Below are 12,864 nucleotides of genomic sequence, written 5' to 3' on the forward strand. Positions count from 1 at the left end.
AAAACATCACGTAAGACAAGTTCATTTGCCTAGCGTGAGCGGCAGGGCACAGCTCGTACGATACGTTAGAAACCTGCTGCGAAAAAAAACTTTGCCCTGGCTCACGAATTCCAGTTTACTCGCTATCGTGTATAAATCACCGCCAGAGAGGTTTGCCGTGATCCGTACCATTATCCTGACGCTTGCTATTGCCGTGCTCGCAGGTTTAGGAGCGCAACCTGTCATGGCCCAAAAGCCCGTGATCGTGGGCTCGAAGATCGACACCGAAGGAGCCCTGCTAGGCAAGATGATCGTGCTCCTGCTCCGCCACCACGGCATGGAGGTGCAAGACCGCACCGAACTGGGCGGCACGCCTATCGTGCGTCAAGCCATCCTCTCCGGCCAGGTGGATCTCTATCCCGAGTACACCGGCAACGGCGCCATCTTTTTCCCGGAAGCGCCAGTTGACACCTGGAGAGACGCACGCAAAGCTTACGCCACTGTAAAAGAACTGGATGCAGAGAACGAACTGGTCTGGCTGCCGCCCGCACCGGCCAACAACACCTGGGCCATCGCCGTAAGCCAGGAATTGGCCGGCAAGGGAGTTCGCACCCTTGAGGATTTTGCCCGCCATATCAGCCAAGGCGGGAACGTCAAGCTGGCCGCATGCGACGAATTCGTGGAGCGGCCTGACGCCCTGCCCGCCTTCACCAAGGCTTACGGCTTCAGTCTATCCAAGGAGCAGATGCTCATTCTCTCGGGCTGCAACACGGCCCAAACCGAGCAGGCAGCGGCCCAGGGCATCGACGGGGTCAATGCAGCCATGGCCTACGGCACTGACGGCGGCCTGGCCGCGCTCGGGCTTACGGTGCTCGCCGATCCCAAGTCCGTGCAGCCGGTGTACGCTCCTGCTCCGCTGGTCAGGCGCGAGGCCTTGGAGCGCTATCCGAGCATTGAAGCCATCCTGCCGCCCGTTTTTTCCGATCTGGACCAGAAAACACTGCAAGAGCTCAATGCGCGCATCTCCATCGAAGGCCTGGATGCCGAAAGCGTGGCTCGGGAATACCTCTCCTCGCGCGGCTATATCCATTAAGCCCGGCCTGGACAAAGTTCTGGCCCTGAGCGCTGGATTGGGCTGGCTTGCGCTCCTGTTCGGCCCGTTGCTCGTACTGCGACCCAACCGCTTGGCCGCGGGCGAGGGATTGCGCGTCTGGGAAGTCTTTAATCCATTGGGGCCTTCAGGGCTGGCAGGGTTGACCGGACTGGTCCTGCTGTCCGGAACGCTCCTGCTGCTCAGCTTCGGAGCACTGCCTGCGCGGGCCAGATTCATCCGTGTCGGAAAGCTGGCCCTGCCTGTGGCCTGGACGGGTGTCATGCTCTTCGTTTTTCTTGCCGGCCAAGGCGCACGACAGATCATGGATGCAGCCACACCTTTTACCAGGGTTTCCCTAGGTTGGGGCTTCTGGATCCTGCTCGTGAGCCTGGGCACGATCTGCGCGGACAGATTCAAGCGCGTCGGCCAATTCGCCGGAGCCTTGGCCGTTTGGCTCTGGTTGGTCGGCCTGGCGGGGCTCATGGCCGCTGGAGGTCTGGACTCGCTGGCTATAACCAAGGAGTTCTATGCCAGGCAGAGTCGCTTCCTGGGAGAGCTTTCCGCCCATCTGACCATCACCGGACTGTCAGTGGCCGCAAGCGCCACGGTCGGCATTCCCTTGGGCCTGCTCCTGCACGTCAGGCGATTGCTGGCGCCCAGAGTCTTCCTGGTGCTCAACGTGGCCCAGACTATCCCCAGCCTGGCCTTGTTCGGATTACTCATGGTGCCTCTAAGCCTGCTGGCCGAGCGTTTTCCGGCTCTGGGCAAACTGGGCGTACAGGGCATCGGCGCGGCGCCGGCCATAATCGCCCTGACGCTGTATGCTCTGCTGCCTGTGGTACGCAACACCTATGCCGGCTTGGCCAGTATCGACCAGGCAGCGGTGGATGCGGGCACGGGCATGGGCATGAGTAAGTGGCAACTTCTGCGCGGTGTCACGATCCCTCTGGCTTTGCCGGCCATTCTGGGCGGCATCCGTATTGCCCTCGTGCAGAACATCGGCAATGCCGCCGTGGCCGCACTCATAGGCGCAGGCGGTTTCGGCGTCTTCATCTTTCAGGGCCTGGGCCAGGCCGCCACCGACCTCGTCCTGTTGGGCGCGTTGCCAACAGTGCTGCTGGCCGTGGCCGCCGACGCGCTCATGCAGGTCGCCATTCCCTTACTGGCGCCCGAACGCAACCGGGGAGCACAGGCATGATCAGCCTGCAGCATGTGAGCAAGCGTTACGGCAGCAGCCTGGCCGTGGACGACCTTTCCCTGGAGATTGAACGCGGCGAATTCTGCTGCCTCATAGGTCCCAGCGGCTGCGGCAAGTCCACAACTCTGCGCATGATCAACCGCCTGGTCGAGCCATCCTCGGGCACGATCCTCGTGCATGGCCATGACGTGCGCCTGGCGCGGCCAGAAGTCCTGCGTAGGAGCATGGGCTACGTCATCCAGAGCGTGGGACTTTTCCCGCACATGACAGTGCAGGAGAACATTGGAGTCGTGCCTCGCCTGCTGAACTGGGACAAAGCCAGGATCAGGCGGAGGGCATGGGAACTCCTGGAGTTGCTTGCTTTGCCTCCCGACGAATACGCAGGCAAGTATCCTTGGCAGCTCTCGGGCGGCGAAGCCCAGCGCGTGGGAGTGGCCCGGGCCCTGGCCGCGAACCCGGACATACTGCTTATGGACGAGCCCTTCGGCGCTCTGGACCCGGTAACCCGTGAGCATCTGCAAACCGAGTTGGCCCGCCTGCAGCAGGAACTGCGCAAAACCATCGTCTTTGTGACCCACGACATTGAGGAGGCCGTGCGTTTGGCTTCACGCATGGCGCTCATGCGCGAGGGCCGCCTGGTGCAGCACGACACGCCTGAAGAGCTGCTGGCCCATCCCGCAGACAGTTTCGCACGCAGCTTCGTGGGTGCGGACCGCGGCCTCAAGCGCTTATCTCGGTTGTTCGTGCGCGATTTCATCCAGCCTGCGCCAGCCGTGGGATTAAATGATTCGCCCGAGCGGGCCAACAGTCTATTCAGGATCGACCGCAGGCTGCCGTCGTTATGGGTCACCGGAAATGGCGGCAAGCTGCTCGGTTGGATGAACCGTCCCGAGAACGGCAATCCTGAACACCCCATCGAATCCCTGGTTCCCGTGGACCTGCGCTCGTTTCCACTGGCCCCGGACTTGACCCTCAAACAGGCCCTGAGCACGTTCATCCGCTTCGGCGTGGAAACGCTGCCGGTCATCGATCAGCAGGGCAGACTCCTCGGTCAACTAAGTCTGCCAATACTGCTCGAAGCCTGAGGAGTCGCCAGTGGCCACAGTCCGCACCCGTTCGCCACGTATCCTGCCCCTGGGGTTGGCAAGCTGCGCGCTCCTGCTGCTCGCAGGCAATATGCACTGGCTGGAAACGCCCCTGACCTTTATATTCCCGCACGCGCCAAGCCTGCTCTACGACCGATCGCCATTCATGTCTCTGCTGCTAGAGCACCTCTTTCTGGTGCTCATGTCCAGCGGCCTTGCCGTGGCCGTGGGATGCTGCCTCGGCATAACCGTCACTCGGCCTGCCGGAAGGGACTTTCTGCCCGTGGCCGACGCATTGGCCTCCGTGGGCCAGACCTTTCCGCCCGTGGCGGTGCTGGCTCTAGCGGTTCCAATGGTGGGCTTCGGCACAGAGCCTACAATCATCGCCCTCTTTGTCTACGGGTTGTTTCCAGTGCTGCGAAATACAGTGACCGGATTGGAAGGGGTTCCCGAAGGCATGCGGGATGCGGCCCGAGGCATGGGCATGACCCAATGGCAGGCGCTGTCGCAGGTGGAGCTGCGCACGGCCATGCCCATGATCATGGCAGGCGTGCGCACCTCGGTCGTGATCAACATCGGCACGGCCACCCTGGGCGCCACCATTGGCGCTGGCGGGCTGGGTGAACCGATTCTCGCCGGACTGGCTACGCGCAATCCAGCCTTCGTGCTCCAGGGCGCGCTCGTGGTTGGATGGCTGGCTGTCGTTGTTGACGGCTGGCTGGGGCTTACGCAAGCCGCCTTGGGCGAGCACGCCCGCTGAGCGAAGACCTACCAGACACCCTCGGCGTTGGGCTTGTGGAAATAGAACTCGACCCGGCGGTTGAATGCCCTATTTTCCTCGGTACTGTTAGGAACAAGCGGCCTGGAGTCGGCATAGCCGATGGCCTTGATGCGATTGGTGTCGATCGCGCCGCGCTCGATGACCAGTCTTGCCGAGGCTGCGGCCCTGGCCGCCGAGAGTTCCCAATTGGACGGGAACTGCGCGCTATGTACGATATGGGAGTCTGTATGGCCGCGAATGACCACGCTGAAATTGCGCTCCTTGAGGATGGTCACGGCTTTGTCAATAATCTTGACCGCCTCGGGCTTCAATGCCGCCGAGCCGGGATCGAACATGGCACCGGCTTGGACGCGCAGCAGCGCGCCGTTTCGATCCGAAGAAACCACCGCTAGGTCCTTCACGTCCACATCTTGGTGCACGAGTTTGCGCAGCACGAGCACCAGCCCCAGAATGTCTTTTTGGTCGGCGGACAAGTTCTCGCTCAACTCCTGCGAGACTCCTGGAGGCGAGGCGAACTCGGAATCAGAAGGGGTGCGCTGGACGCCGAAGGCGTACTTGAGAGAGCCCAGCACCTTCTCGTACTTGGCGACATCCATGCTCGAAAACGACAACAGCAGGATGAAGAAACACAGCAGCAGGCTCATCATGTCCGCGAAGGTGGTCATCCACCCCGGAGCGCCTTCCTCCGACGCCTCTTCCTGCGTGCGTCGCGGTGGAACAGGTGGGGTCTCGTCCAATTGCTTGGCCATCTACTTCTCCGCCCGCATGGACGGCGCGAGGAAGGCCTGCAGCCGCTCCTGAACGACCCTGGGATTCTCACCATTCTGTATGGCCATGACCCCATCCACGATGATGGCCATGTAAAAGGCCTCCTCGTTGGAGCGTTCCTCCAGCTTTTTAGCCATGGGCAGAAAGATGACGTTGGAGGCAACAGCTCCATAGAACGTGGTCAACAGGGCCACGGCCATGGCGGAACCGATGGAGGATGGGTCCGCCATGTTCTGGAGCATCTGCACCAATCCGACCAGAGTTCCTATCATGCCGAACGCCGGAGCCATGGCGCCCATGCCCTTGAAGACCGATTGGCCGCGGCGGTGACGTTGCTTCATGAAATCGATCTCGGTTTCCATGACCGCACGCACGAGATTGGGCGCTGAGCCGTCGGCCACAAGCCGCACTCCCCTGCGCAGGAAATCATTATCCACCTGGGCTTTCTCCAGGGCCAGCAGGCCCTCGCGGCGGCCGGTGTCGGCAAGCTTAATGATCTGCTGAATCAGCTGCTCTTCATCCGGACTCTTGGCCGTGAAGGCTTTCATTCCGACCTTGATGGAACCCAGCACGACATTCCAGGGAAACATGACCAGCGTTGAAGCCATGGTTCCGCCTCCGACGATGGCGATTGACGGCAAATCAATGAAGCCGCCAAGTCCGCTTCCCATTGCAATGGCGCCGACGATGAGCCCCAGGCCAGACAAAATTCCAAGTAATGTTGCGATATCCATAGCAATCCTGATTTCATTCTAGCGTGCTCGACAAACAGCAACCATGCTGAGAATTACGTGAACTACAACAAAACAACGCGTGCAAAATGGAGGCTATAGATGCGGAGCGGAAATGAAAATTGAGCCTACCGGCCTTGCAAGGCCGGAGAGGCGATTACAATATCCTTGTCCCTGCGCAAAAAAACCACATTGCGCATAGTGCGATCAATCCTCAGAAACGCTTCACCGATGCTGATTTCAACACCGGGCCGCACCTCTCCAGGAACCACAACCCTGCAACTGCCAATGCTTTCCACGGGACACACGTTCGTCCAGAGTTCACGCTTGGCCTGCAAAAGAGTTTTGAATCGCTGAGCTAGGGCTGCGGAGTCATCCGACTTACCGTCCCTGCCGGGCGACTTTGTGCCTTTGCCGGGCCTGTGGTTCGAAAGCCGACGCAGAACTTCGCGGAGATTCTCGTCCAGCCGCTCGGCTTCCAGGAAAAGCTTAGGGGCGTAGCCAAGCACGAGTCGGGTTTCCACGCCCAAGCCGCCCCCAAGCACATCTCCCACGTACACGAGCCCGCGGCTGTATATATCTCCCCCCATGAGCGCTCCCTGCACGGCCAGGCTGCCGCCACAATAGATGGAGCAATGCAGACAGGAATGCCGCACGACGATGTTGCCGCCAGACCTGAGCTGCGCGTTCTCGCAAAAAGAAACCTTTATCTTGTCTCCAGCCTCCAGCAATCCCGATCCGTTGCCCTTGAAGCCAGCCTCGGTATCGATATTGCCGCTAGCCTTGACCTCGGCAGCTTCCACTACATCCTTAACCTGAACGTTTCGACCTGAAACGGAAAAGCCGGAGCGCACCGGGCCATGGACGACTACGTCAGCCACAAAATCTATATTGCCGGTTCGGAAGTCCACTCCTCCGCGCACATTGAGTTCGGATTTGACAGTTATCTTGCCGTCCAGATAAAAAACGTAGCCGTCTGCGGCGGCCAGCAGCTTGTCGGGGTTCTTGGGGTGGACGAAGCAGTTTGCCCCGGCCGGAAAATGTTTGTCCTTGAAGATGAACCGGCCGTCCAAAGCTGCGGCTTGCCTGGGACTGACTTCTTCCCACTCGGCGAGCACATGGCCTTTCCTGACATTCTGGGCATAGCCGAGATTGAAATGGTCTACCCTCTCGCCGTCGTTATCCTTGGGCTTGAGGTGCAGGTGATCGAAATCGGGATCAAAAGAATGCTTGAGCACGTATGGCATGAATATGCTGTAGCAATGCGCTCGCCATGTTGAAAGAGGTACACACAACCGATAAAGGACTGGGTGCGGTACAGATAGCCATGCAAATAAATCCTTTTGCTTTGTATTGCAAGAGCCGCATGGCCCTTAGTCTTGGCAGAAGATTGCGCAGCATAGGCCCTGACCGGCTATACGCTCGAGAGATCTGGCGAAAATTTGCGACAAGGCCGGCCTTACGTATATTATCTTCGACATCCGCATGGAATCCCTTTATCATACGTACTCCAAGCAGTGGATGAGAGCAAAGTACATCTATCTTTCAGAACCAGCCTTGCGTCAATTGAAACTTTTTCAAGGCACTGAAATGATTACTTATAGCCACTGCCGCTCACTTGCGTCGGCCATTGATCCGGACGGCTGCAAATCGATTATTATACCCTTCTGCTCATCGTTGTGCGCCGGGTGTTTGGTTTTTAGTGGCGTCAGTTTGACACGCCGCTTCCCCCCTCGATCCTAATTGAGACTGTGGAGGCCTGATGGAGACGACCCCCAATGCATCCAACAAGGATCCTTTACTGACCATAGTCATCTCCGAATCGGGATCCGAAGCCATCGCGGTGCCGACACCTCAGCTGCGCCAATCGAGTGCGGCGCTTACCAAAACCGCCGTGGAGAGTTGGGCCAAGGCTGCGGGAGTGCGTATCCCCCTTGATGCCGACGCCGTCGCACAAATCCTGACCATACAGCCAAACAAGTATCCGGATGAGGGTATCGTCATAGCCAGGGCCATCCAGCCTCGTCCCGCACGCGCGGCGAGCCTTGAATGGAAAGGCGATCCGACCTTGCCTGTTTTCCCAGGCGATGTATTCGGCCACCTTCTCCCGCCGGAAGAAGGAGCCAAGGGCTCTACGGTGGATGGCAAAATCATTGAACCGATCCAAATGCCGCCTGAAGCCGAAGTAAAGCTTGGAGCTGACAGCGGCATCAACTTCGATGAAAATACGCACGAAATAACGGCCACCCGGTACGGCATTGCGCGCCTCGACCAGGGAGTGCTCTCCATCACTCCGCTCCTTTCCGTGTCCGGCGATGGCCTGCAGATTCTGGGCACGGTTCATCCTAAGGATTATTTTGGGGACCCCACCACTATCGGACACCTACGGAATGCTTTGCGCTTGGCCAAGGTAAAGGTCGATCTCAAGATCGATGCCCTCAAAGAAGCCCTGGCTCAAGCACGCAAGTCCGGTGCTCCCCAAGAGAATATCCTGATGGCAGAAGGCCGGTCACCTGTGGATGGCGCCGACGGTTACTTCCAGCCCGCCTTCAAAGGCTTAAGTTCTGGGGCGGTCCTCCAGGACGGGCGCATTAACTTCATGGAACGCGGCGCGGCGGAATCGGTACAAGAAGGACAGGTGCTGGGCCGAATCGTCCCTCCCAGCCGTGGCAAGCCCGGTGTCAACGTATTTGGAGAGGAGTTGATGGCCCGTGACGGGCAACCCTTCAAGCTCAGCATCGGCGAGGGCGTGAGAGCAGCCGAGGATGGGCAGACCTACCTTGCCACGACTGCCGGTGTAGTGGTCTACAGCCAGGCCAAACTGTCCGTGACCGATCTGTACACTGTGGACAAGGACCTGGACTATTCCGTCGGGAACCTGCGCATTGACAAGGGCTCGGTCCAGGTGAGCGGCAATGTCCTTGAAGGATTCTCCGTCGCCGCGCCAGGCTCTGTCTTCATCGGACAGGTCGTGGAAGGCGCGAACATAAGCGCCGGCGGAGACGTAGTGGTCCGCGGCGGCCTGGCCATGGGGAAAAAAGGGTTGATAAAAGCCAGCGGAAGCATCTTCGCCAAGTTCGCCCTGCACGCCACGCTCGTTTCCGACGGCGATGTGGACATCGGCGTCATTACGGACTGCGACATCACCGCCGAGGGCAAGGTCACCTGCCTGCGAGACAAGGGTGCCATCGTCGGAGGAATCATCCGCTCCAGCAAAGGCGTGGAAGCCAAGGAGATCGGCTCTGAACTTGGGGTGGCGACGCACATCGTGCTCGGCATGCAGGTCAAGCAGAGGGAAGAGTTACTGGCCGAACGCAAGAGTCTGAAGGAACAGATCGTCAAGATAAGCAATGCCTTGGGATCCGGCTCGCCTAAAGATATTCTCAAGCGCACCCCGGAGAGCAAGCGTCAGGCAGTGGCCGAACTCATCAGGGCGCTAATTCGCCTGAGTGAAAACCTGGACGAAGTCAACCGAAAGATCCAGGACGATCAATTGTTGGCCCGCAAGGCCCTGCAAGCCACGCTCAAGGCCCAAAAAGCCATTTATCCAGGTGTGAGCATCACCATTGGCGGGTTGACCTCCCACGTTAAGGAAACGATAAAATCCGCCAAGATTTTTTATGACCAGCAAGCAGGGCGCATCGCCATTGATCAAGGTTCCTGACAAGCCTTTGTAAAGGTTAAGCTTATTTTAACATCGCTATGATTGGACAAACGCGGTCACCCTTCCAATGATTGCGTTCTTTACATCCAACGAGTCTTTCCGACCCCACAGCCGTTTTAAACGGGCTGTCCGCCTTGGATCCAAACCCTAGGCTGTGCAGGGAAACAGCAATGCCATGACCGTCAGGGGCAAGCCCCAACCAAGATCAACCATTCACATCACAATTGTCGTTGATTACCAGCCCGGATTTGACTAGAAGAACAGGTAGGTCAATAAATCCGGTAGCTCGTACGGCTCCGGCCAGAGGACACTGAGTCCCCGGCCCAGGACGAGCGCCGAGGAGCAGCGGTATATGAGCATCATTCCAGGAAGGTACTTGGGCATAATAGACGTTCTTGGCTCCTATACGGATCTCGCCGAGGAATATTCCATCGAGATGCGACCCAACGGCGCCTATGTTCTCTACATGCGCAATGATCCCGAAGAAGAGTTCGTACCCATGAACGAGGGCGGAGACGGACGCAGCTTGGCGGAGTATTGCCAGTGTCACGGCCTCGACTGCGAGGTCATGTACTCGGAGATTAACCGCGTTAATAAGATGCTTGCTGACCAGTTTATCGAATTCATGGATGAGCGGCTGAGCGTGGCTTAGCCGCTGCTGAATATTAAGGCGTGGAGAGAATTCGCGCCTTTCTTCTTCCCTTCCATCTTCAGTAGATGATGCAACGATACACTTGTTGCAACCAATGAACACTTCATGCCTATGTGCACACCAAATAAGGGAACTAGTCGTTGACCGCGAATGCTGCGATTATTTTGGCACGTCACGGCCAGGTAATACAGAATTCTCCCAGGCGCTTCATCGGCCAGCGTGATGTGCCCCTCGACAAGGTGGGCAGGCTCCAGGCCGAGACTTTGGCCCAGGCTCTGGCAAACACGCATCTGGACGGAATCTGGGCCAGCGACCTGTCACGCGCCATGGATACGGCCAAGCCGACGGCCGCTGGACGAGAAATCACGACTGTGCCCGAGCTGCGTGAGATTTGTCTTGGGGATTGGGAAGGTCTGACCTCGGATGAGGTGCGGGCCAGATTTCCGGGCGAGTATGAACGGCGCGGAGCGGACTTTGCCGAGTACAGACCTGTGGGCGGTGAGAGCTTCCGGGATGTGCAGAAGCGAGCTCTGCCTGCCCTGGAGCGTATCGCCGACTTACGCGGCCGGCACCTCGTGGTTGCCCATGGAGGCGTCAACCGAGCACTCCTTTGCGCCATTCTGGGCCTACCGCTCGCCCAGCTGATGCGCCTTGAGCAGGATTACTGCCATGTGAATGTTCTGCTCCGCGCTGCCTCAGGCTGGCGCTTGCTGGGCCTGAATATTCCGCCCCGCGGCCCTTTCGCCCTACCTTTGCGTTAACCCTGCCCACTGCTTTGCCTGCATCCCGAGCTGGCCTACTTGCCTTGACGCGAGTAGGCTTTTTTGCTGCATACTTGTAGCCAGTCTTTTTCCGGGCCTGAGTGTGAAGTGGAAATGTAACTGGACAGGTGCAGCATGGAGCAGCGGAGCAAGGGCAACGGGCGGCAGCGCGTAATCATAGAAAACGTCACACCTCGGATAGACGGGGGAACCTTCCCGGCTAAACGCGCTGTGGGCGAAAGCGTGGAGGTCACTGCCGACATCTTCGCCGACAGCCATGACATCATCTCGGCCAGGCTCCTGTGGAAAATGGACGGAGATTCCGGGTTTGCCGAGATGCCCATGCGGCTGCTGGGCAATGACCGTTGGAGCGCCGAATTTCCGATTCTGGAGCTGACTGCGCACATTTACACCGTGGTGGCCTGGATCGACCAATATCGGAGCTGGTTGGAGAAGGCGGAAAAGAAACACGCCGCCGCCCAGGACGTCACGGTGGAGCTGACCACAGGTGCTCAACTTGTGGCCGAGGCAGCCGATCGGGCGGAAGGCGTGTACAGGGATTTCCTGCGCGAGCACGTCGGCCTGCTGGAAACACCCCAAAGCCAGGATCTGGGCCTAACCACCGCGCGCAGCCCTGCCCTGCTGACGATCATGGACCGCCATGCCGACCGCGCCCTGGCCACCCGTTATGCCAAGGAGCTGCGCGTCCAGGTGGACCCGCCCAAGGCCGGCTTCAGTACCTGGTACGAGTTGTTCCCGCGCTCGGCCGGTTCAGGCGGACGGGGCGGATCGGGCGGCCACGGCACGTTCAGGGATGTGCAGGCCTGGCTTCCGCGCATCGCGCGCATGGGCTTCGACGTGCTCTACTTCCCACCAATCCATCCCATCGGCGAGACGTTCCGCAAGGGCAGGAACAACAACCCCGCGTCCGAACCCGGTGAGCCGGGCAGCCCGTGGGCCATCGGCAACAAGGATGGCGGGCACACTGCCATCAACCCGTCGCTGGGCTCGCTGGAGGACTTCCAACAACTGCGCGGGAAGGCACGCGAGCTCGGCATCGACATCGCCCTGGACATGGCCTTTCAGTGCTCGCCGGACCACCCGTGGGTGCGCGAACACCCGCAGTGGTTCAAACACCGGCCTGATGGAACCATTCAGTATGCCGAAAATCCGCCCAAGAAATACCAGGACATATATCCTCTGGACTTTGAAAGCGAGGATTGGGAGAAGCTGTGGGAGGCTCTGCGGGACGTGTTTCTTTACTGGTGCCGTCAGGGCGTGCGCATCTTCCGCGTGGATAATCCGCACACCAAACCATTGCCCTTCTGGCAATGGTGCATAGGCGAGGTCAAGGCGAACTATCCGGAGACCCTGTTCCTTTCCGAAGCTTTCACCCGACCCAGGATCATGTACAGGCTGGCCAAAGCCGGTTTCACCCAATCCTATACCTACTTCACCTGGCGCAACACCAAGCACGAGCTGACCACATACATGGAAGAGCTTGTGCGCAACGCGCCACGAGACTACTTCCGGCCCAATTTCTGGCCAAACACACCGGACATCCTGCCCGAGTACCTCCAGTACGGCGGCCGCCCGGCTTCCATCATCCGTTTGGTGCTTGCAGCTACATTGTCTTCCAACTACGGCATCTACGGCCCGGTTTTCGAATTGGTGGAGGTGGCCGGCAGGCCGGGCAGCGAGGAATATCTCGATTCGGAAAAGTACGAGATCAGGCAATGGGACCTGCAGCGACCCGGCACGCTGGAGCAGTTCATCACCCGCATGAACGCTATCCGTCGCGAGCACCCGGCCCTGCAGTCCACCTGGAACGTGCGCTTCCTTCCGGCGGACAACGAGTTCATCCTGTTCTATGCCAAGAGCGACGAGGCTCTCGGGGAGACGCTGCTCATCGTCGTAAATCTTGATCCGCACCACACGCAGTCCGCCTGGCTGCACCTGCCACTGGAAGAATACAGCCTCGATCCGGGCAGACCGTTTCTGGTGCACGACCTTTTGGGCGAGGACAAGTTCATCTGGCAAGGCGAGCGCAACTTTATCGAGCTCGACCCGCACGTGCAGCCTGCGCGCATCTTCACGTTGCGGGCGCGGCTGCGTAGCGAGACGGACTTCGACTACTTCATGTAAGGACAAG

At 59.2% G+C, this 12,864-nt stretch carries 11 protein-coding genes; 8 read left to right on the forward strand and 3 right to left on the reverse strand.

The genetic code is table 11. The annotated features are described in order from the left end of the window. Positions 1-223: 223 nt before the first annotated feature. The 4 genes from osmF to H585_RS0108805 are packed head-to-tail and all read left to right on the forward strand — an operon-like array spanning position 224 to position 4,115. Positions 224-1,072 (forward strand): glycine betaine ABC transporter substrate-binding protein OsmF, encoded by an 849-nt coding sequence (osmF, locus tag H585_RS0108790; RefSeq protein WP_272941426.1) that lies wholly within the window; start codon positions 224-226, stop codon positions 1,070-1,072. Further along, positions 1,020-2,270: an ABC transporter permease gene (locus H585_RS0108795; RefSeq protein ID WP_027367553.1), complete on the forward strand. Its 1,251-nt coding sequence runs from the start codon at positions 1,020-1,022 to the stop codon at positions 2,268-2,270. Before osmF ends, H585_RS0108795 begins: the two co-directional genes overlap by 53 nt. Beyond that, positions 2,267-3,355, forward strand: coding sequence for an ABC transporter ATP-binding protein (locus H585_RS0108800; protein WP_027367554.1), 1,089 nt, complete (start codon positions 2,267-2,269; stop codon positions 3,353-3,355). The genes H585_RS0108795 and H585_RS0108800 overlap by 4 nt, the downstream gene beginning before the upstream one ends. 10 nt (positions 3,356-3,365) lie before the next feature. Next, positions 3,366-4,115 (forward strand): ABC transporter permease, encoded by a 750-nt coding sequence (locus tag H585_RS0108805; RefSeq protein ID WP_027367555.1) that lies wholly within the window; start codon positions 3,366-3,368, stop codon positions 4,113-4,115. Positions 4,116-4,123: 8 nt separating this feature from the next. Here the strand turns inward: H585_RS0108805 and H585_RS0108810 are convergent, their stop codons facing one another. The 3 genes from H585_RS0108810 to H585_RS0108820 all read right to left on the reverse strand — a co-directional run bounded on the left by H585_RS0108810 (position 4,124) and on the right by H585_RS0108820 (position 6,882). Then, the gene (locus tag H585_RS0108810) at positions 4,124-4,885 is read right to left on the reverse strand and encodes a flagellar motor protein MotB (protein WP_027367556.1); all 762 of its coding nucleotides are present in this window, start codon (positions 4,883-4,885) and stop codon (positions 4,124-4,126) included. Further along, a complete protein-coding gene (locus H585_RS0108815) occupies positions 4,886-5,638 on the reverse strand; it encodes a motility protein A (RefSeq protein ID WP_005983750.1) in 753 nt (250 codons plus the stop codon). A gap of 125 nt (positions 5,639-5,763) precedes the next feature. Then, on the reverse strand, positions 5,764-6,882 hold the full coding sequence (locus tag H585_RS0108820; protein ID WP_027367557.1) for a FapA family protein: 1,119 nt from the start codon (positions 6,880-6,882) through the stop codon (positions 5,764-5,766). A 515-nt stretch (positions 6,883-7,397) separates the two neighbouring features. Between H585_RS0108820 and H585_RS0108825 the strand changes: the two genes are divergently transcribed. The 4 genes from H585_RS0108825 to H585_RS0108840 all read left to right on the forward strand — a co-directional run bounded on the left by H585_RS0108825 (position 7,398) and on the right by H585_RS0108840 (position 12,857). Continuing rightward, positions 7,398-9,299 (forward strand): FapA family protein, encoded by a 1,902-nt coding sequence (locus H585_RS0108825; RefSeq protein ID WP_027367558.1) that lies wholly within the window; start codon positions 7,398-7,400, stop codon positions 9,297-9,299. Between the two features lie 352 nt (positions 9,300-9,651). Beyond that, a complete protein-coding gene (locus H585_RS0108830) occupies positions 9,652-9,951 on the forward strand; it encodes a hypothetical protein (protein ID WP_005983756.1) in 300 nt (99 codons plus the stop codon). A 164-nt stretch (positions 9,952-10,115) separates the two neighbouring features. Further along, on the forward strand, positions 10,116-10,712 hold the full coding sequence (locus H585_RS0108835; RefSeq protein ID WP_244432505.1) for a histidine phosphatase family protein: 597 nt from the start codon (positions 10,116-10,118) through the stop codon (positions 10,710-10,712). Between the two features lie 135 nt (positions 10,713-10,847). Further along, complete coding sequence (locus H585_RS0108840; RefSeq protein WP_027367560.1) at positions 10,848-12,857, forward strand: alpha-1,4-glucan--maltose-1-phosphate maltosyltransferase; 2,010 nt, start codon at positions 10,848-10,850, stop codon at positions 12,855-12,857. Positions 12,858-12,864: the final 7 nt, after the last annotated feature.

The organism is Desulfocurvibacter africanus subsp. africanus DSM 2603, assembly GCF_000422545.1.
GTDB lineage: Bacteria > Desulfobacterota > Desulfovibrionia > Desulfovibrionales > Desulfovibrionaceae > Desulfocurvibacter > Desulfocurvibacter africanus.

Bases quoted from the DNA above. Each gene is read 5' to 3' on its own strand.
- osmF (WP_272941426.1), top strand. From the start codon at position 224: ATGGCCCAAAAGCCCGTGATCGTGGGCTCGAAGATCGACACCGAAGGA.
- H585_RS0108795 (WP_027367553.1), top strand. From the start codon at position 1,020: ATGCCGAAAGCGTGGCTCGGGAATACCTCTCCTCGCGCGGCTATATCC.
- H585_RS0108800 (WP_027367554.1), top strand. From the start codon at position 2,267: ATGATCAGCCTGCAGCATGTGAGCAAGCGTTACGGCAGCAGCCTGGCC.
- H585_RS0108810 (WP_027367556.1), bottom strand. From the start codon at position 4,885: ATGGCCAAGCAATTGGACGAGACCCCACCTGTTCCACCGCGACGCACG.
- H585_RS0108815 (WP_005983750.1), bottom strand. From the start codon at position 5,638: ATGGATATCGCAACATTACTTGGAATTTTGTCTGGCCTGGGGCTCATC.
- H585_RS0108820 (WP_027367557.1), bottom strand. From the start codon at position 6,882: ATGCCATACGTGCTCAAGCATTCTTTTGATCCCGATTTCGATCACCTG.
- H585_RS0108825 (WP_027367558.1), top strand. From the start codon at position 7,398: ATGGAGACGACCCCCAATGCATCCAACAAGGATCCTTTACTGACCATA.
- H585_RS0108830 (WP_005983756.1), top strand. From the start codon at position 9,652: ATGAGCATCATTCCAGGAAGGTACTTGGGCATAATAGACGTTCTTGGC.
- H585_RS0108840 (WP_027367560.1), top strand. From the start codon at position 10,848: ATGGAGCAGCGGAGCAAGGGCAACGGGCGGCAGCGCGTAATCATAGAA.